Source organism: Bacillus sp. MC1252 (genome assembly GCF_056838025.1).
The window spans coordinates 1,102,599-1,122,572 of sequence record NZ_CM166369.1 but is presented as its reverse complement, the minus strand read 5'-3'; the positions used below and the strand labels follow the sequence as shown (position 1 = coordinate 1,122,572).

Annotated in this window: 20 protein-coding genes; 2 read left to right on the top strand and 18 right to left on the bottom strand. The window is 42.2% G+C overall.

Annotated elements, in window-relative coordinates; translation table 11 throughout:
- Positions 1-3: 3 nt before the first annotated feature.
- The 5 genes from ACYH0L_RS05550 to ACYH0L_RS05530 form a co-directional block, all read right to left on the bottom strand.
- Positions 4-999, bottom strand: a complete 996-nt coding sequence (locus ACYH0L_RS05550; protein WP_256499658.1) for an ABC transporter ATP-binding protein — start codon at positions 997-999, stop codon at positions 4-6.
- Positions 1,000-1,022: 23 nt separating this feature from the next.
- Positions 1,023-2,003 (bottom strand): ABC transporter ATP-binding protein, encoded by a 981-nt coding sequence (locus tag ACYH0L_RS05545; RefSeq protein WP_099728273.1) that lies wholly within the window; start codon positions 2,001-2,003, stop codon positions 1,023-1,025.
- A gap of 170 nt (positions 2,004-2,173) precedes the next feature.
- Positions 2,174-2,968 (bottom strand): DUF2268 domain-containing putative Zn-dependent protease, encoded by a 795-nt coding sequence (locus ACYH0L_RS05540; RefSeq protein ID WP_230030909.1) that lies wholly within the window; start codon positions 2,966-2,968, stop codon positions 2,174-2,176.
- Positions 2,969-3,045: 77 nt separating this feature from the next.
- On the bottom strand, positions 3,046-4,287 hold the full coding sequence (gene fabF / locus ACYH0L_RS05535; protein WP_099728275.1) for a beta-ketoacyl-ACP synthase II: 1,242 nt from the start codon (positions 4,285-4,287) through the stop codon (positions 3,046-3,048).
- A 21-nt stretch (positions 4,288-4,308) separates the two neighbouring features.
- Positions 4,309-5,247, bottom strand: a complete 939-nt coding sequence (locus ACYH0L_RS05530; protein ID WP_099728276.1) for a beta-ketoacyl-ACP synthase III — start codon at positions 5,245-5,247, stop codon at positions 4,309-4,311.
- Between the two features lie 169 nt (positions 5,248-5,416).
- Here ACYH0L_RS05530 and ACYH0L_RS05525 point away from each other — a divergent pair, with 169 nt between their 5' ends.
- Positions 5,417-5,650: a hypothetical protein gene (locus ACYH0L_RS05525; protein ID WP_099728277.1), complete on the top strand. Its 234-nt coding sequence runs from the start codon at positions 5,417-5,419 to the stop codon at positions 5,648-5,650.
- A 10-nt stretch (positions 5,651-5,660) separates the two neighbouring features.
- Here ACYH0L_RS05525 and ACYH0L_RS05520 read toward each other — a convergent pair whose 3' ends face one another.
- The 4 genes from ACYH0L_RS05520 to ACYH0L_RS05505 form a co-directional block, all read right to left on the bottom strand.
- Complete coding sequence (locus tag ACYH0L_RS05520) at positions 5,661-5,858, bottom strand: ComZ family protein (RefSeq protein ID WP_099728278.1); 198 nt, start codon at positions 5,856-5,858, stop codon at positions 5,661-5,663.
- A gap of 11 nt (positions 5,859-5,869) precedes the next feature.
- A complete protein-coding gene (locus ACYH0L_RS05515; RefSeq protein ID WP_099728279.1) occupies positions 5,870-6,832 on the bottom strand; it encodes a BMP family ABC transporter substrate-binding protein in 963 nt (320 codons plus the stop codon).
- A gap of 90 nt (positions 6,833-6,922) precedes the next feature.
- On the bottom strand, positions 6,923-7,501 hold the full coding sequence (locus ACYH0L_RS05510) for a nad binding enzyme (protein WP_099728280.1): 579 nt from the start codon (positions 7,499-7,501) through the stop codon (positions 6,923-6,925).
- A 75-nt stretch (positions 7,502-7,576) separates the two neighbouring features.
- The gene (locus ACYH0L_RS05505; protein ID WP_099728281.1) at positions 7,577-8,317 is read right to left on the bottom strand and encodes a hypothetical protein; all 741 of its coding nucleotides are present in this window, start codon (positions 8,315-8,317) and stop codon (positions 7,577-7,579) included.
- A gap of 212 nt (positions 8,318-8,529) precedes the next feature.
- Between ACYH0L_RS05505 and ACYH0L_RS05500 the strand changes: the two genes are divergently transcribed.
- Positions 8,530-8,724, top strand: a complete 195-nt coding sequence (locus tag ACYH0L_RS05500) for a YjzD family protein (protein ID WP_034322948.1) — start codon at positions 8,530-8,532, stop codon at positions 8,722-8,724.
- Between the two features lie 96 nt (positions 8,725-8,820).
- Here the strand turns inward: ACYH0L_RS05500 and ACYH0L_RS05495 are convergent, their stop codons facing one another.
- The 9 genes from ACYH0L_RS05495 to argC all read right to left on the bottom strand — a co-directional run bounded on the left by ACYH0L_RS05495 (position 8,821) and on the right by argC (position 19,912).
- On the bottom strand, positions 8,821-10,086 hold the full coding sequence (locus ACYH0L_RS05495) for an MFS transporter (RefSeq protein WP_230030911.1): 1,266 nt from the start codon (positions 10,084-10,086) through the stop codon (positions 8,821-8,823).
- 171 nt (positions 10,087-10,257) lie between these two features.
- The gene (locus ACYH0L_RS05490; protein WP_041110112.1) at positions 10,258-10,437 is read right to left on the bottom strand and encodes a YjzC family protein; all 180 of its coding nucleotides are present in this window, start codon (positions 10,435-10,437) and stop codon (positions 10,258-10,260) included.
- A 105-nt stretch (positions 10,438-10,542) separates the two neighbouring features.
- Positions 10,543-11,493 carry an ornithine carbamoyltransferase gene (gene argF / locus ACYH0L_RS05485; RefSeq protein ID WP_230030912.1) on the bottom strand — a complete coding sequence of 317 codons (951 nt, stop codon included), beginning with the start codon at positions 11,491-11,493 and terminating at the stop codon, positions 10,543-10,545.
- On the bottom strand, positions 11,490-14,570 hold the full coding sequence (locus ACYH0L_RS05480; protein WP_327925053.1) for a carbamoyl phosphate synthase large subunit: 3,081 nt from the start codon (positions 14,568-14,570) through the stop codon (positions 11,490-11,492). Before ACYH0L_RS05480 ends, argF begins: the two co-directional genes overlap by 4 nt.
- Positions 14,563-15,624 (bottom strand): carbamoyl phosphate synthase small subunit, encoded by a 1,062-nt coding sequence (locus tag ACYH0L_RS05475; RefSeq protein ID WP_230030914.1) that lies wholly within the window; start codon positions 15,622-15,624, stop codon positions 14,563-14,565. The genes ACYH0L_RS05480 and ACYH0L_RS05475 overlap by 8 nt, the downstream gene beginning before the upstream one ends.
- 70 nt (positions 15,625-15,694) lie before the next feature.
- Positions 15,695-16,846: an acetylornithine transaminase gene (locus tag ACYH0L_RS05470; RefSeq protein WP_327925054.1), complete on the bottom strand. Its 1,152-nt coding sequence runs from the start codon at positions 16,844-16,846 to the stop codon at positions 15,695-15,697.
- A complete protein-coding gene (argB, locus tag ACYH0L_RS05465; protein ID WP_327925055.1) occupies positions 16,843-17,619 on the bottom strand; it encodes an acetylglutamate kinase in 777 nt (258 codons plus the stop codon). Before argB ends, ACYH0L_RS05470 begins: the two co-directional genes overlap by 4 nt.
- Before the next feature lie 14 nt (positions 17,620-17,633).
- The gene (argJ, locus tag ACYH0L_RS05460; protein WP_482354418.1) at positions 17,634-18,854 is read right to left on the bottom strand and encodes a bifunctional ornithine acetyltransferase/N-acetylglutamate synthase; all 1,221 of its coding nucleotides are present in this window, start codon (positions 18,852-18,854) and stop codon (positions 17,634-17,636) included.
- Positions 18,855-18,874: 20 nt separating this feature from the next.
- The gene (gene argC, locus ACYH0L_RS05455; protein WP_230030917.1) at positions 18,875-19,912 is read right to left on the bottom strand and encodes an N-acetyl-gamma-glutamyl-phosphate reductase; all 1,038 of its coding nucleotides are present in this window, start codon (positions 19,910-19,912) and stop codon (positions 18,875-18,877) included.
- Positions 19,913-19,974 lie beyond the last annotated feature (62 nt).

The window sequence follows — 19,974 nt, the reverse complement described above, 5'->3', positions numbered from 1 at the left end:
GTTTTAAGCGTCGTAGAGATGGCAGGCAACAAAGTGGTTCGTTCTTAATTCCTGAAATGCTGGTGCTTTTTCTTTACAGATTTCTTTCGCATGCGGGCATCTTGTGTGAAACACGCAGCCTTTTGGCGGATTCGCAGGGTTTGGTAGATCACCTTGCAGCATAATCCGTTCTCTCTTCACCTGACCTTTTTTACGGGTGATCGGAACAGAAGAAAGCAGTGCTTGAGTATACGGATGGAGCGGTTCATCGTACAGACTGTGCTTATCGGCAAGCTCCATCATTTTGCCGAGATACATGACGCCTACTCTATCACTAATGTGCCTGACCACACTTAGGTCGTGAGAGATAAATAGATAGGTCAGGTCAAATTCTTCCTGAAGCTCCTCCATCAGATTAATGACCTGAGCCTGAATGGATACGTCGAGTGCTGAAACAGGCTCATCTGCTATGATCATCTCGGGATTCATGGCAAGCGCACGAGCGATGCCGATCCGCTGCCTCTGTCCACCAGAAAACTCATGCGGGTAGCGATTCGCAAAGCTTGGATGAAGACCTACCTTTGATAAAAGCTGTTCTACTTTTTCATTCCTTTCTTTTAAGGAGTATAAATGATGTGTTTTGTAGGGTTCTTTGATGATGCTTCGAAGTGTTTTTCTAGGGTTGAGTGATGCAAAGGGATCCTGAAAAACCATTTGGATGTTTTTTCTTGTAGATTGTCTTAGTTTTGATTCAGATATGTGAGAGATATCTTGCCCTTTAAATAGAATTTGTCCTTCTGTTGGTTGATATAAGCGAATCATTGTCCGTCCTAATGTCGATTTACCGCATCCTGACTCCCCGACAATGCCTAACGTTTCACCTTTATAAATCTTGAGGTCTATGCCGTCAACAGCTTTGACCGCACCTACTTTCTTCTGCAAAATTCCCGCTTTAATTGGAAAGTGCTTTTGAATATTTTTCAGTTCAAGAATGGTTTCTTTCTCTGGAAGATCTGTCATTTGTGGCTGATTTTCAGCAAGTGTCATGTTTGGCTTGCCTCCTCATATAAGAAACACCTGACGCTTCTGCCATTTTCTAATGTTTTCAGCTTTGGCAATTCCCCCATGCAGCGATCTTTGACTTTCGGGCATCTAGGAGCAAAGCGGCAGCCAGCCGGAAGCTGATCTGGCGCAGGGACATTTCCTTTTATCGCCGTTAATGGCTGAATCTCTCCATCAATGACAGGAATCGATTCAAGCAGTCCTTCTGTGTAAGGATGAAGCGGCTCATCAAACAATTCCTCGACGGTTCCATTTTCAACTACCTGTCCGCAGTACATGACAATCACTCGATCTGCCACTTCAGACACAACACCTAAATCGTGTGTTATGAGGAGAATCGATGTACCAAATGTTGCACATAAATCTTTCATCAAGGTGAGCACCTGCGCTTGAATGGTGACATCTAGAGCGGTTGTTGGTTCATCTGCAATGAGAAGCTTCGGATCACAGCTTAACGCAATGGCAATCATAACTCGTTGCCGCATGCCGCCGGATAAACGGTGCGGATAATCTTTGATGATTTGTTCTGGGCGAGAAAAACCAACAAGCTTCAGCAGGTCAATCGCTTTTCTGGTGGCTTCTTTTTTTGAAATTTTTTTGTGATAGATGAGGATTTCTGTTATTTGTTCCCCGATGGTTAAGACTGGATTAAGTGAGGTCATGGGTTCCTGAAAGATCATGGATACATCATTACCGCGAATACTGCATAATTCCTTTTCACCATATGTAACAAGGTCTTTTCCATCAAGCTTGATGGAACCGTCCATGATTTTTCCACCAGTCCCATTGATCAGACCCATAATGGATAAGGACGTAATGCTTTTGCCAGATCCAGACTCACCGACTAATGCGACAGTTTCTCCTCTGTTGATGCTAAAATCAACACCATCAACAGCAGGTATCGGTTCCTTTTTTCGAAAAAAATATGTTTTTAAGTTTTGCACTTCAAGTAGTACGCTCATTCATTCGCTCCTTTCTCCATAGATCAATAGAACCAAATCTAAATATTCCGTCTTTTTAGAATAAAAAGAATTATCAAATTTTATATTTGTATATTATTACATCAACATGACGAAATCAAGAAGTATTTAGTAAATTTGTAATTTACCTCTTTTTATGTGAATCATTCACTTTATGATTCTATCGCTTTTAAAAAGGTTTCGGCTGGCTCTGCAATCATAGACTCCTCGCTCATTCGATGCTCACTGAAATACTTTTTCACGATATAAAACCCAGTGGCGTAACCAAGCATTTTGGGGTAGTTCCCTTTTCCATAAAGGAGATTCTGTATCAGTCTTTCGTCGTCCTGGACTTTCTTATGAAGGTGACTGGATACCCATTTCTTGTACATGCGCTGAAGCTGCGCTTCGTCATATAATGTAGTCCATTTGGCTGTAAAGCTTTCTCCGTATCTATGATACACAGCATATTCAGCCAGCCCTTCCATCATGATTGTATCAAGGAATGTAAAATCTTTTTCTTCTTTCGTGAGAAAATGCAACCTGCATACATGGTGATATTCATGTGTCAGCAATGTACCGATACGCTCTTTTGGGGTGTTTGGCGATAAAAAGAGAAAAACCTTGTCGTCAAATGCCATGCCGGATTGATAATAAAATTGCTCTCTGATTTCTTTACTGCTCTCATTTACAGGTAAAATAAACACAGGGACGTCAGGGCCTCCCCACTGTTTTTGCAGCTTTTTGTATTCTTTCATGACGAGCTTAAAGTACCCTTTTTCTTTGAGCTTGTCGATCATTTCCTGGCATGGGTTCCAAGACCGCACCATCCCGTGATGCTGTAAATGGGAGAGAATAGAGGACCATTCCTTTTCTGCTGCTCCTTTAAAATAAGGGACAAAGCGCGCCGCAAGCTCCTGAAATGATGATGATTGATGGATGAGATATTGTGTATTAATCAGACCCATACCGTTTAACACCTCCATTTTCATCATATGCAAAAAGGCGGCGATCTGTTTATTGATCGCCGCCTGCTCAGGAAGTATTACGCTTCGTATTTTTTGAAGATAATTGTCGCATTATGCCCGCCAAAACCGAGTGAGTTACTCAAAGCAACTTGAACTTCTTTTGAACGTGCTTCATTTGCTACATAGTCAAGGTCACATTCTTCATCCGGTGTTTCAAGGTTAATCGTTGGAGGAATGACGCTGTCTTTAATCGCAAGAACAGAGAAAATCGCTTCTACTCCGCCTGCTGCGCCAAGTAAGTGACCTGTCATTGATTTTGTCGAACTGATCGCAAGCTGATTCGCATGCTCTCCGAACACTTCTTTAATGGCCATTGTTTCAAATTTATCATTGTAAGGTGTGCTTGTTCCGTGGGCATTGATATAATCAATTTCTTCCACAGTCAAACCTGCATCTCGAATCGCTTCTTTCATCGCGCGGACGCCGCCTTCTCCGTTTGGAGCAGGAGCTGTAATATGGTATGCATCACCAGTCGAACCGTATCCAACGATTTCTGCATAAATGGTCGCACCACGTTTTAACGCATGCTCTAGTTCTTCAAGAATAATAACCCCAGCGCCCTCACCCATGACAAATCCGTCACGGTTTTTATCAAATGGACGGCTTGCTGTGTCTGGATCAGGATTTGTCGAAAGGGCTTTGTTCGCACAGAAACCTGCAAACGACATTTTTGTTAACGGCGCTTCTGTTCCGCCTGTGATCATGGCATCAGCATCTCCGCGCTGAATGACTTTAAATGCATCACCAATTGAGTTTGTACCTGTTGCACATGCTGTGACTGTACAAGAGTTAACTCCTTTTGCGCCAAGTGCAATTGAAATTTGACCTGTCGCCATATCTGGAATCATCATTGGGACAAAGAATGGGCTTACACGTCTTGCCCCTTTATTTGAATACACTTCAAACTGCTCTTCAAATGTTTCAAGTCCGCCAATACCAGACCCAACCCATACACCAACACGCGGTGCGATTTCATCTGTGATTTCAAGGCGTGAATCTTCTAAAGCCTTTTGAGCAGCAACAACTGCATATTGAGTGAAGCGCGCCATTTTTCTCGCTTCTTTTTTCTCCATGTAATCTTCGATGTTAAAATCTTTTAGTTCTGCAGCTACTTTTGCGGTATATTCACTTGAATCGACACGTGTGATCGGTCCAACACCTGATACACCTGCTACAGCATTTTTCCACGTTGACTCTACATCGTTGCCAAGAGGTGTCAAAGCACCTAATCCTGTAACAACTACTCGCTTTTTATCCATTAATTTGTGCACCTCACTCTTTTATCGGCCCCATCGCATAGCGATTGCGCCCCACGTTAATCCGCCACCAAAACCAACCATTACAATCACATCACCGTCATGAATTTTTCCGGCTTCGATTTCTTCACATAGTGAAATTGGAATGGATGCTGCTGATGTGTTTCCATATTTATGGACAGTCTTCGACATTTTTTCGACTGGCAGTTCTAAGCGTTCGCGTGCTGCTTCCATAATGCGAATATTTGCTTGATGCGGGATCAAGAAATCAACGTCTTCTTTCGATAGTCCAGCTTTTTCGATGACGTTTACACTTGACTCGCCCATTTGTCTTACAGCAAATTTAAATACTTCTCGTCCATTCATGATTGTATGATCTTTTTCATCTAAGTACAAGTGCTTCCCGCCGGTTCCATCGGCTCCAAGCTCAAATGATAGAATTCCTTTACCTTCGCTGACTGATCCTAACACAGCAGCACCTGCTCCATCTCCAAACAAAACAGCTGTATTGCGGTCATCCCAGTCGGTAATACGAGAAAGCTTTTCAACGCCAACGACAAGCACGTGCTTGAAAGTTCCTGATTCGATAAATTGTTTTCCAGTAACAAGCCCATACATAAAGCCAGCACAAGCAGCACTAATATCCATTGCACATGCTTTATGTGCACCGAGCTGTTCTTGAATCATACAAGCGACTGTCGGAAATGCTTGATCTGGCGTGACTGTCGCCACAAGAATCATATCAATATCTTCTGCAGCCACATCTGCGTCAGCTAATGCTTTTTTTGCAGCAGCAAGCGCCATATGTGATGTATTGACATCATCAGATGCAATTCTTCTTTCTTCTATACCTGTTCTAGTACGAATCCACTCGTCAGAAGTTTCAACCATTTTTTCTAAATCATGATTTGTTAATACTTTTTCAGGTATATAGCGGCCAAGGCCAATAATTCCAGCATTCATTGAATAAGACTCCTTTTACTCATACGAGCATGTGATATTGTGATCTTATATTAGTATCTGGTACTAATTTTACCTTATTTTTTTCTCCTTGGCAATACAAACGTCTAACCTTTCCTCTCACTTTTTTCATAGATTAATGATATACCAATAGTAGAAAGGAACATGTGATATGGCGCAAAAGGATATTTTCTCGGCAATGATGTTTGGTCAGCCACTTGAAAAGGAGAAAAGCAAGACAGAAGCAAAGGAGGAACGTGCGGATACATCATCAAATGATGACTCAATCGACTATATGCATGTCATGAATCAGATCGGGAACATTATGAACTCGATCGACGAGCTGAAGCCTGTGTTTAAAGATGTTGGCCCTATGATTAGTGCCTTCAAGAAAAAATTATCATAAAAAAAAGCCACTATTGTGTGGCTTTTTCTGATTCTGCATCTGCTTTTCCAAGCTCATACGCCTCTTGCATGACCGATGTAAATAATGATAGAAGCGGCTGAAGAGCTTCAGGCTCAAGCTGAATCCCCGCTTTATCTAATTCTTCTTTTGCCTGCGGGAAATACTTCATGGCAATTTGTAAAAACTCCATCGATTTTTCGTGCTGCATGTTCAATGTCCTCACTTTTCATTTGGCAGTTTGCCTGTTTTTTTGTAATACGCAATATCACTCTCAATGTCTTTCACAAAAGCGCGGTCAATGGTTGAGCTAAATTTCCCCATTTCGATCACTCCTTCTTTAAAGTCAAAGGAGTACTCATCTTGTTCGTTTAGCTTGCCTTCATTAAACTTCTTCGCAATGATACTATACGCTTTATCGACATGCTGTACTGTGCTCGTTAAGACGGTATGACTTCCGAGGTTGGATTGATCGGTGACATACCCGATAGCTGATAAATTATCGGCTTTGATTTGTTCAATGACAGGGATATTATAACCATCACCTGCTGGATACACAACATCTACGCCTTGTTTTTTCAATTTTTGATACAGATCCACAGCTTTGTCAGCATCGTCCCAGTTTTCGACAAATTCCGCTAGCACTTGCACATGTTCATCTTGATATTTTGCGCCTTTGATAAAGCCGTCTACTTCGCTTTGCCAATCGTATGTAGCAAGAATACCAATCTTTTTGGTTTTTGACATATGCGCTGCTGTCATGCCTCCGAAAAAACCCATGGCTTCTCCTTTAAACGTCACGTTTGTGACATTGTCTGCCTGAGGCTTGGATCCATTGACCGTAATAAATTGTGTTTTGGGATAATCTTCACTGATCAAGTTAAAAATTTCGCTGTATTCATTGCCATGGCCAATGATCAAATTGACTCCTTTTTTATGAAATTCTTCAATGGCATCAACGATTTTCTCCTTGTCGACCATTCCTTCCTTATAATAAACATCTACACCAAATGTCGATTGAATACTTAGTAAGCCTTTATAACCTTTCGTTCCCCAAACTTGATCATTGATCGTATCGGGGACGAGTAAACCCACCTTCTCAATATGTCCTTTTAAAGGCGCCTGCGAGCAGGCAGATAATAGGAGAAGGAACGAAAAGATCATGACAAGCCGTTGGTACTTCATGCCATGTTCAACTCCCTTTGCAACATGCAGGCATGAACCTGTATGTTAAATATAGGTTTATTTTATACTGAAAAAAGATAAGATGGAAGATCATTCTTGCTTTTTGTCGAAAAATGTTGAGTTTTGTCTTTTCCAATCTGCGATCATTTCTTCTGCTTGTTTGTCATCTGTTTGGCTTTCTACCTTCAATTGATGCGTCATATCCTGTCTTTGGTTGGTGCTCGACGCCCACTTCAAAAGTTCCTTTGCGACATCTTCTACAAAAACTGAGTGGTCATTCTTTGTTCTTCTTTCTTCATCGAGTGTCCATGGTCCAAACATGCGAGGAAGAATAACAGCTGGCACATTCTGTTTGGACAGTTTGTCTTCGGGTTCTTCGAACAGTATCCGGTACATGCCATGTTTCGCTTTGATGTCTGTCTCTCTTTCATGTGGTTCCTCTGATTGAATAAAGATCAGGTCATATGTCTCTTTGCCATCCTGAAGGTCAATGACACAGACGAGGTCATTCCGGCCGAGCCACATCATCCGCTCTTCTAATAGCATCTTTTGTTTTTCTGTATACTCTTGAGGACACGTGATATCCACTTGAATGCCCTCTTTTATCATATATTCACAAAGTGTCAGGCCAAAAAATTCATCTGCACCTATGATCAGTCCTGTTTCCATGTTCATGTCCCCTTTTTTAGCATATCGAATAAAAAGAAGAGCCCTTTCCATGAAGGGCTGTTATCATCCTATTCATTACAATTCTCTTTCATGCGATTTATAAAACTTGTGAATGGACTGAAAGATTCTTCTTGGATGATCAAACATATGCAAGGTGAGATCGACCTGACAATGTTCTGAATTCATCATATGCTGATCGATAAAAGGCTTTGCGTGAAGTTCATATGAATATGGTGCGCCGCTTAGTCTTTGCCATATGTGAATCGGTACATGAGCTGAATGAACGGGGCAAGAAGGCAGTGGATACGTTTCAGCTTCCTTTTCAGAGCAGCCATAGCTCTGCGCTAACTCTTTGATCAGCTGTTTGTAAAAGAATTTGTGTTCCTTTTCTCTTTCTCTTTGTGCATGCAGATGCAAACATGGATTCACCATCGCAATGGACCTTAGCACTTCTGGCATCTCTTCGGCAAGGCTCATGGCGACAAGTGACCCCATCCCTTCCGCCAGCACATGAATTTCCCGGTTTAATATTTCCTGTTTTAATGTGTGATGAACGAGCTGCTTTGCACTAAAAACAGCATCTTCGCATCCCCAGTGATTCCCATGAAGATGACTATTAAACAATGTATATCCTTCATCCTTTAAGGCAGTTAAAAGCTGGTTTCTTCCATAATGCTGAAGCCAGAATGATGTATTTTCCTGCACAAAGTGATTTCGGTCACCGAGGATAAGAATGCCAAAGCCATTTGGTTTTTGAGGAAGGTGAATGACGTTCCACTGGGAACCAAGCTGAAAAAACCGTTCGCTTACACCCATATGGCCAGCCTCCTTTCAGTGATTCTGCTTTCTATGATATGAACAACAACTCTTGTAGGAATAGGGAAATCCCCTAAAGACAGAAGAATTCTTTTCATTTTTATAGCAGAAGGTCTAAAAATGGTCACATAAAGGCGGAAAACAGTCTTTTCCCTTAACTCGTATCTATGGTATGATAATCAATAGATTGTTACATAAAGGACGGTGGGATTATGCATTATATTATCACCCTCATTTGGACTTTTCTGCTGACACATATGGCTGGTTACATCGTTGCATCAATGAATGGAGCTGCTTATGATTTTACTTTGACTTCCATTCTTGCCATTGTGTTTACGGTTATTTTATTCATCTTTGCTGAAGTAAGTCCAATGAAAGAAACGGAAAGTTCAACAAAACACTCTTAATACGTAAGTTGCTGAAAAAGAGCTAAAATGATGATTTTAGCCCTTTGTCAACAGTCTAAAACCCCCTGTCTTGAATACAGGGGGTTTTTTATTGGTTTACATCTCAACCGTTTCAGCGTTCTGTTTGTCTGCTGTCAAATGGCTTTTCGCAAGCCCTGTAAACAGGAAGATCGCGATGCCTGATAAAATTTCAAGCACTCCTCCGCCAGCAATGACAAGTCCCGCTCCAAATCTTTCTGCCAGGACACCCGATACGACTGCTGCAAGCGGGAGAAAGACATTTGATGATGCATTGATCACAGCATATACTTGCGGCTGATCCTCCTGGTCAACTGATGTTTGAATAATGACCATTTCCGGTACATTAATCGCACTGACGGCGGCGCCAAAAATAAAGGAAGCAAGCAGAACGACCGGCAGCCATGTGCTCATCCCTGTGATAAAGAACGCTGCCCCTTCAATCATTCCAGCGACAATAAAGAACAAACCAAATCTTTTAATTTTCACCTTTGCCAGCGCAAAGCCCATCATAAATGCGCCCACTGCGGCAACGCCTCTTAAAATGGAATACACCATTGAATCACTTTGCAGCGCTTCTGCTACGTATACAGCGGATAGTGCCTGCCACGGGGCAGCTGCGACATTCATTAAAATACAATACAGCGTCAGTGCAAATAAAATGTGATGATTTTTGACAACAAGGAAGCCTCTTTTTAAGTTATACAGATATGTATTCTTTGCTTGTTTAATGCCTGCTGCTTTTTCTTCGTCTGTCTTCTTTAGTTTGACGCCAATAATAAACAGGCCAGATATGATAAATAAGGCAGTTGTGATCAGCAGTGTATCTGCAGGTCCAATTAATTTGACCAAGAGACCAGCTACCATCACTGCTGCAAGTGCGACAATTTCAAAAGAAGATTGCAGGATCGCATTTGCTTTTTGAATGAGATGCTTTGGAACAATCTGCGGTAAGATGGCCACAGAAGCTGGGTTATATGCTGCACCTGTTGCCGATTGAATCACCATTAATGAGATCAATAACCATAGGGGCAATAGATACGAAAAGTGCAGTAGTGGAATAATGAGTACAATTGTTGCTCGAACGACGTCTGAAGCGAACATCCATTTAGACAAATGGTGCTTTTTCATAAGAGGTCCTAGTATTGGGGCTAACAATGATGAAGGAAGAACTGTAACTGCTAGAAGAAGTCCTGTACCGAGCGCTCCATCCCCTCTTAAAATCAATAGCCAAAGAACGGATGTAAAAGCAAAACTTTCTCCACTATTTTTAATGAGTCTTGATATGAATAATGAGGTGAAGCGTTTATTCCAAACACTTTCACTGAGATTCGTCTTTTCCATCACACAAATCCTTTCAACATCTCTATTAATAATTACATATTTTACCTTACATTCTCTTTTTTTCATACTATTTATTTGAAAATTTGAACTTAATTGTTTTTTATTATAAAGAAAAAAGAGGCATGACACATGCCTCTAAAGACTTATTCACATGGACTCTTAGTCAATTGCTTACGGCTTTCTTTGGTAGGTCCAAACACGGTTATGGTTCGAGTTATCCGGAAAGACGTCGCCTGCTTTGAGCTTAATCTTTAAAGGATCTTTCACCATACTTCCGGTTTCACCGATTTCGATATAGACACCATTATTAGGTGCTTTATTCCCAGATTTAAACTGATGCTTCTGACCCATTTTCCATCCTCCTTTCTCGATTGATGTTATTATGTCCCTTCCATTGCCTCTCCAATCCAATATGCAAAAAGTCCCTGCTCATACGAGTCAGGGACACATTTAGGTTTATTTGGTTTGTTGATACATGAGCTCTTTGATTAACGCTTTTTGCACATGAAGGCGATTTTCTGCCTGCTGAAATACTCTTGAGTGCGGCCCGTCAATAATGTCTGCTGTTACTTCTTCTCCGCGGTGTGCAGGCAGACAATGAAGGAAGATATAGTCCTTTGCTGCATGACGCATCAGTTCATCATTGACTTGATATTCTTTAAATTCAGCTAGACGTTTCTCTGTTTCCACCTCCTGCCCCATGCTTGTAAACACATCTGAATAAATGACATCAGCATCTTGAACAGCTGCTACAGGGTCTGTCGTAACAATCACTTCTGCGCCTGATTGTTTTGCAAACTCACGTGCAGTATCTGTCACGTCTTGGAGTGGTTCATAGCCTTTTGGGGATGCGACCGCAATGTCACAGCCTAGCTGCGCACAGCCGACCATCAAGGAGTGAGCCACGTTATTTCCATCTCCGATATACGCCACTTTGACGCCTTTTAATGTCCCTTTTGCTTCTTTCACCGTCAATAAATCAGCAAGCGCCTGACATGGATGGGAGTAGTCCGTCAGTCCGTTGATGACTGGAATGGACGCGTATTTTGCAAGCTCCTCTACCTTCTCATGTTCAAAGGTCCGAATCATAATGCCATCTACATAGCCAGACAGCACCTGGGCGGTATCACTAATCGTTTCTCCTCTGCCAATTTGCAAATCATTTGAGCTGAGGAAGAGCGCGTGCCCTCCTAGCTGCGTCATTCCCGCTTCAAACGATACACGAGTTCTAGTAGAGGATTTTTCAAAGATCATCGCTAACGTTTTCCCTTTGAATAAATTCTGATATGGATTTTGTTTCATTTCTTCCGCTTTTTCAATTAAGTACGCAATGTCTTGGATAGAGAAATCCTTTAACGATAAAAAGTCTTTTCCGTATAATGCTGGTTGCACGTCTACTTGATTCATGCCGTCACTTCCTTTTTATATAATTCATGGAGAGATACGGGCGACACATCTCCCTCTTTCCCTTGCAGGAATGCTTGAGCTGTTTCATATTCGGTTAGTACTTGAACACCATGTGTGAGAGCTTTTACACGCTGCTCTTTTGCCTCTTCATCTTCCCCTAAATGAATGTGAAGAGATTTATCGCCTTGTTGCAGCCAAGATTCAAAGCTGCCAGTCCAGACATCAAAGCCTGCATGTTTCGCTTCATCTATTAACAGTTCACTACCCTGTATAAAGAGACTTCCTTTCTGACGCCAGATGGACGCAAACACTTTTTTCAAGGCGCTTTCGACGTTTTTGCCTACACACATTCCTTCACCTGTCGCTTTCATTTCTGGTGTCAGTTTTAAATCGATATCTTGAATGGCATGTGATGAGAAAACTGGGAATTTGACAGCTGTTCCCCCTTTGTTTTTCGTTGAAGGGTTCAGTTCTTCAAGCGTCGCACCAGCTAATAACTGTGTTGCCAGCGGAATCATTTCAATGCCCATTACCTTACTGACTACTGGGACAGTCCGGCTTGCCCGAGGATTCACCTCTAATACAAGTGCCTGACCGCCTTTGATCACAAATTGGATATTCATAATGCCCTTGAATGCTAATTTCTCCGCTATTTGTTCAGATGCGTTATACACCTGCTGTTTGATCTCCTCGCTGATGGAGACACTTGGTAAAATGGCAAAGCTGTCACCTGAGTGCACGCCAGCTTTCTCAACATGCTCAACGATCGTTGGAATGAAGGTTGTTTTTCCGTCAGAAATGAGATCCACTTCAACTTCTTTTCCAGTGACGTATTCATCAACTAAGATCGGATATGGCAAATGATCAGGCTGATCAAGCAGTGACGTTAATTGCGCTTCAGATTGAACAACAATCATTCCCATTCCGCCTATGACATACGATGGGCGAATTAGCACAGGGTAACCGATGCTTGCAGCATGCGCGAGTGCTTCTTCTTTTGAATGAGCAGTAGCTCCTTTTGCATGAGGAAGCTTCAGTTCATCAAGAAGCTGATAGAACAAATCACGATCTTCTAGCGCATCTAGTGTGTCAAAAGACGTACCTAACAAAGTGACACCGGCTTTTTCCAAACCTTCTGCTACGTTGATCGCTGTCTGCCCGCCAAATTGGACGATGACGAAATCAATTTGTTCCGCTTCCACAACGTTTAAGATATGCTCTAATGTAATGGGTTCAAAATATAAACGATCTGCAATCTCATAATCGGTACTTACCGTTTCTGGATTGTTGTTCATCATGATGGTTTCAAATCCAAGCTTTTGCAAGGTGAGAACCCCATGTACTGCACTATAATCAAACTCGACTCCTTGCCCAATTCGAATTGGACCAGAGCCAATGATCAATGCACGCTGCTTTGTTTTCTCCTGATGCTCTCCATCACTTTTCCCAAAGTATGTGGAATAGAAATAATTCGTTTTCGCATCAAATTCCGCAGCACAAGTATCGACAATTTTAAATGAAGCGGCAATGCCATATTCTTGGCGAAGCTGTCTAATTGCCTCTTCACTGCTTCCCGTGAGAGAAGCGATCGTTTCATCAAGAAAGCCCTTTTCCTTTACCTTTTTCAAGGTGTCTTTGGATAGAGTTCCCTTATGATTCTTCAGCTCTTGCTCGAGTGTAATCATATGTTTGAACACATGTAAGAAAAATAGATCGATTTTCGTCATTTGATGAATCGTTTCAACCGTTTCTTGTCTAGAAAGAAGCTCCATGACTGCGAAAAAACGACGATCGTCTGGCGTTTTGATTAATTCAAATAATTGTTCAGTCGATTGCTCTTTCAGTTCTGGCAAGTGAAAGCCCTTTGTTTTGATTTCAAGTGAGGCGACTGCTTTTTGAATGGCAGACTCTAAATTACGGTCAATGGCCATGACTTCACCAGTCGCCTTCATTTTTGTGCCTAATTTACGATCTGCATGTTTAAATTTATCAAACGGCCAGCGCGGGAATTTCACGACGACATAATCAAGTGCCGGCTCAAAGCTAGCATAAGTTGTGCCTGTGAGCGGGTTTTTCAATTCGTCTAGTGTATAGCCCACCGCAAGCTTTGCAGCCATTTTTGCAATCGGATAGCCTGTTGCTTTTGATGCAAGAGCTGAAGAACGGCTGACCCGAGGATTTACCTCGATGACAAAGTATTCTTTACTGAGTGGATCAAGAGCAAATTGAATGTTGCAACCGCCGACTACGGCCAGCGCTGAAATAATTTTCAGGCTCGCTGAACGGAGCATTTGATAATCCTGATCCGTTAATGTTTGGGAGGGTGCAACGACAATTGAGTCTCCTGTATGCACACCAACTGGATCGATATTTTCCATGTTACATACAGTGATACACGTATTTTGACGATCTCTCATGACCTCATATTCGACTTCTTTAAAGCCAGCAATGCTTTTTTCTACTAAACACTGATGAATCGGACTCGCTAAAAGGGCTCCTTCAATGAGCGGTTTAAACGCCTCTTCTGTTAAAGCAATTCCTCCACCTTTACCGCCAAGTGTGTACGCAGGTCGAAGAATGACTGGGAAACCTACTTCTTTTGCAAATTGAAGGGCATCTTTCGCATTATCCACAATTTCACTATCTGGCACAGGTTCGTTCAAATGTTTCATGAGAGCACGGAACTTCTCTCGATCTTCACCGTTTTCAATTGTTTCAACTGACGTTCCGAGCAGTGTAACCCCATGCTTTTTCAGCACACCGGCTTTTTCTAACTCGACAGCAAGGTTTAAAGCGGTCTGTCCGCCAAGGTTGGCTAAAAGACCATCTGGTTTTTCCTTTTCAATGATTCTTGTCACTGAATCAACTGAAAGCGGTTCAAAATAGATTTCATCAGCAAATGACTCGTCTGTCATAATGGTTGCTGGGTTGTTATTCACTAAGATGACTTTGTAGCCCTCTTCTTTTAAGGCCATACATCCTTGTGTTCCTGAGTAATCAAATTCTGCTGCCTGACCAATGATGATTGGACCAGACCCGATGACTAGGATGGTTTGTATGCTTTGATCTTTAGGCATGTGCGACTTCTCTCCTTGCTTGTTTCACTTTCTCAATAAAATCATCGAATACCCATTCACTTTCAGCAGGTCCTGGGTGTGCTTCTGGATGAAATTGAACGGACATAATCAGCTTCTCTTTATGAATGAATCCTTCTACAGATCCATCATTGACGTGAAGGAATTTCACATCCACTTCTTTGTCATTCATGCTTTTTTCATTCACAACATAGCTGTGATTTTGACTTGTCATGAAGACACGTTTTGATTCTGTATCTTGTACGGGATGGTTCGCTCCGCGGTGACCAAAAGGAAGCTTATACGTATCCCCACCCAGTGCAAGAGCGATTAATTGATGACCTAAGCAAATGCCAAGTGTCGGGAAGGTCATCATGATGTCATGAATGGTCTTTAAATATGGTTTCATTGTTTTGGGATCTCCAGGTCCGTTTGACAGAAGAATCGCATCCGGCTTGATCTCAAACACCTTTTCCATTTGTTTATATGGAATGACTGTTACTTTACAGCCGCGCGCCACAAGTGAATCTGCAATTGACTTTTTATAGCCAAAATCAATGAGCGCCACATGTTCCTCGCCGCTGCCTTGTGTGTAGATCTCATCTTCTGTGACCTGAGCTACTACATTGTCTTGTTTCATCGCCGGCGGCGTTTCGTTTTCGTCTACACTTAATACAGCGTTCATTGTGCCATTTGCCCGGATGTTTTGCACGACTGCACGAGTATCTGTATGTGTAAGAAGCGGAATGTTCCACTTCTGTAAATACTCTTTTAAGCTTACCGCAGCAAGATGGTGAGAAAAATGCTCAGCTGCCTCATAGACAACCACCGCTTTTACTTGTGGCTTTTTGCTCTCAAAATCTTCATGATTGATGCCGTAATTTCCGATCAGTGGATAGGTGAAAACAATGATCTGACCTTTATAGGAAGGATCTGTGAGCACCTCTTGATAACCTGTCATGCCTGTAAAAAAGACCACTTCACCAGTAATGCCAGCTTCTCCTGTCAGATCTCCTTCAAAAGAGGCTCCATCTTCTAAATTTAAATAACCTTTCATGCTTGTGTCACCCCAAAATTGAATAATTAATTATATCAATGCATTTTTATACGTAATTGTGTAAAAAAATTTAAACTGTGACCGTTTCATTTGCTAACACTTGAATGATCGCTTCTATCGCTTGATCCAATTCTGCTTTTTCCACATTTAGCGGAGGTAATAAACGAATGACATTCGGACCAGCTGGAAGCACCAGTAAACCTTGTTCTCTAAGAGCTGTGATGTAGTCACCTACTGGCTGATGACACTCAATGCCTGCCATCAATCCTTTTCCACGTACTTCTTTGACGATGTTCAGCTGTTTGACATCTTGCAGTTTTTCTAAAAGGTAAGCACCCTTTTCTTTGACTTCTGAAAGAAAGTCTTCTTTGAATATGACATCGAGTGTCGCGTTCACAGCTGCCATGGCGAGCATGTTGCCTCCAAATGTTGTTCCGTGTGAACCTGGTGAGAAAGCGTCTCCTAATGTTTTTTTCCCTATGACCGCACCGACCGGGAAGCCATTTCCTAGACCTTTTGCAGCTGAGATAATATCAGGATCAAGTCCCGCTTGCTCGTATGCTAATGCTGTTCCTGTGCGCCCAATGCCCGTTTGAATTTCATCTACGATGAGCAGTGCTTGATGCTTTTTGCAAAACGCTTGAACTGCCTCTAGAAATTCTGCTGTAGCAGGATTCACTCCACCTTCACCTTGCACAACTTCCAGCATGACCGCTGCAACATCATCGACTTCACACGCTGACATGGCTTCAGGGTCATTAAACGGTACATAGTGAAAGCCTTCTAGCATAGGTCCAAAACCGATTTTGATTTTATCTTGACCTGTGGCAGCCATACCAGCATAGGTGCGCCCATGGAAAGAGTCCAAAAATGTCACGATATTTGTTTTCCCTGTGGCTTTACGCGCTAATTTAATAGCACCTTCATTTGCCTCAGCCCCGCTATTGCAGAAAAACACGAGATCCCCTGAACTGTTTGCTGCCAGCTTTTCTGCTGCTTTTTCTTGCAGTCCATTTTGAAATAGATTCGATACATGCCAAACGTGATCCAGCTGTTCCTTGATGGCTTGATGCACCTTTGGGTGATTATGACCTAAATTCGTGACCGCAATGCCTTGAATAAAGTCTAAATATTTTTTACCATTTGTATCGACTGCCCAAGAACCTGCAGCCTCTTTTATTTCAACATTCCACCGGCCATATGTTTGAAAGAGATGACTCACAGGACCGCCTCCTTTTGTTTCACAATTCGTGTTCCTTTAAAGGTTTCCCCTGTAAATATACTGCCTTTGCCATTCACGATCATGACTTCATCCACATCTCCTGATAAAGCACTTAAAGCTGATTGTACTTTTGGAATCATTCCCCCGGAAATAATGCCTTCATCAATGAGTGTAAGGGCTTCTTGTTCTGTGACGACATCTAACAGCTCACCATTTTTTAAAATGCCTTCAACATCTGTGACAAACATGAGCTTATCGGCTTTCATGGCTCCTGCGACAGCTGATGCTGCTAAATCGGCATTCACATTTAAGGTTTGACATTTTTCCGTCATAGATAGCGGAGCAATAACAGGTATGAATTGTTTTTCCATTAATGCTTCTGCCATTTCAGGATTGACTTCTTTGATTTCACCAACGTACCCATAAACATCTTGATCGAGAAAATCAGCGACAAGCATCTGACCATCTTTACCAGATACGCCGACAGATGAAATATCATGCTTTGCCAGCTCTGAAACAAAGTATTTATTAACTGTTCCCGAAAGAACCATTTCGGCTACTTCTAACACAGGCTTCGTTGTTTTACGCTGTCCATCAACGAATTCTGTTTTCACTTCTAATTTTTGCAGCATGTTGGTGATTTCAGGTCCTCCGCCATGTACGATAGCTAGCTTAAATCCAGCAGCTTGAAGTGAGCGGACATTTTCATAAAAGGTATCTGAAAGTTCTCGAATGACACTGCCTCCACACTTGAACACGATCGTTTTATCCATGTCTATCCCCTTCATTATGTGCGATAGCTCGCGTTAATTTTCACGTAATCATAGGTAAGGTCACAGCCCCACGCTGCCGCTTCACCATTTCCTTCATTCATTTGAATCAAAATCGTAATCTCATCCTGCTCTAGATACGCTTTTGCTTCCTCTTCTGAGAAAGGCTGCGGTTCATTATGCTTAAACAGACATTGTCCGCCTAAATAGACTTCAACCTCTTCTGGTGTAACGGAAGCTGCGCTATGTCCGATGGCTCCGACAATCCGGCCCCAGTTTGCATCTGTACCGTATACGGCTGTTTTCACAAGACTTGAACCAACGATTTTTTTCGCAATGATACCGGCTTCCAAGTTGTTTTTAGCGCCAGCGACTTTCGCTTCGATTAATTTGGTTGCGCCTTCTCCATCTCTTGCAATCTCTTTTGCTAAATCCTCACAAGCTAGTTTTAAGCCCTCTTTAAACAATGGCCATTCTGGATGCTCTTCATTCAGCGCATCATTTTCTGCCATTCCATTTGCCATCACAAGTACCATATCGTTTGTCGATGTTTCTCCATCGACGGTAATTTGATTAAAGGTCACATCCGTAATGTCACGAAGTGCATTTTGCAGGGCTTCCTGCTCGACATTTGCATCTGTTGTGACAAAGCCAAGCATTGTCGCCATATTCGGATGAATCATGCCAGAGCCTTTCGCTGCGCCTGAAATGAGAATCTCTTTTCCGTCTATCGTAAGGGTGTATGTTGTATTTTTAATGACCGTATCTGTCGTTAAAATCGCCTCTTCAAAATGGCCTTTTGCTGCTTTTGCTGCTTTCAGCTGGGTGATGCCTTTTTTGATTTTATCCATATCCAAACATTCTCCAATCACACCAGTAGAAGAAACTGCAATGTAATCAGGCGCTACCCCTAACATGTCTGCACAGGCTGCCTGCATGTCGTATGCATCTTTTAATCCCTGCTCACCGGTACATGCATTGGCGATGGCACTATTGACAATCACACCTTTTAATTGCCCTGTCTTTTTTAAGCTTTTTTGTGTGACTTGTAGAGGCGCAGCTTGAAAGTGACTTTGAGTGTATACCGCTGCACTCGCTGCTGGTACTTCACTGACGATCAAGCCAAGGTCTTTTTTTGAAAAGCGTAATCCAATGTGAATTCCCTTCGCTTCAAAGCCTTTTGGTGATGATACATCACCGTCTATTTTGACAATGCTTTTTTCATTTAATTCAATCATGTTTGTTGTCTCCCCTGTTCTTATGGATAAAGAGGTGTCATTGTGAGGCCCGCCTCTTCATGTAAGCCTTTGATGATGTTGAAGTTTTGAACCGCTTGACCGGCCGCGCCTTTCATTAGATTGTCTATGACCGACACGATCGTCAGCCTGCCTGTTCGCTCATCTAAATGAAAACCGATGTCACAGAAGTTACTGCCGTATACTTCTTTTGTTTGCGGGTACACCCCGTGATCTCTCACTCTGACAAAATAGGAATCTTCATAAAAGCCTTTCATCCGCTTCATCAATTCTTCTTTTGTGACATCTGATTTCAATTGTGTATACGTCGTCGCCATAATCCCTCTTGTCATCGGGACAAGATGCGTTGAAAATGTGATGTTTGCCGTTTGCGGATTCCATTCTCTCAATACTTGTTCTATTTCAGGTGTATGCTGATGCTCATTCACCTTATAAATTTTAAAGTTGTCGTTCAGTTCTGAAAAATGCGTTCCTAGTGAGGCAGATCGTCCAGCACCGGACACCCCTGTTTTCGCATCTATAATGATCATGGATTCATCAATTAAATTCTGTTTCATCAGCGGTGCTAAACCGAGAAGAGCTGCGGTAGGAAAGCAGCCGGGATTTGCAATGACTTCAGCCTGCTCAATTTTTTCTCGATTCAGTTCAGATAAACCGTACACAGCTTGTTGGATGGATGCTTCATCCGCTGCCCTTCGTTTATACCAAGCTTCGTAAGTTGCTCCATCTTGTATACGCAGGTCACCTGATAAATCAATGATTGGCACCCCTTGATTCATAAGCTTCGGCGAAAGTTCACTTGATACGCCTGCTGGTGTCGCTAAAAACACAGCATCTGTTTCTTGCACAATGGCAGCCGGATCAATGGCTTTTAATGTTTGATCTGCAATGTTTGTCAGATGTGGATAAGATTGACTGTATGATTGCCCATCACCACTTGATGAATACAATATACATTCCTTCACATGTGGATGGTGCCTTAAGATACGAACCAATTCCGCACCACCGTACCCTGTAGCACCTATAATACCTATTTTCAACGTCAATACACCCTCTTGGTCTTTGTGAAATTATTTAACATTATAACATGTATAAAAATTAA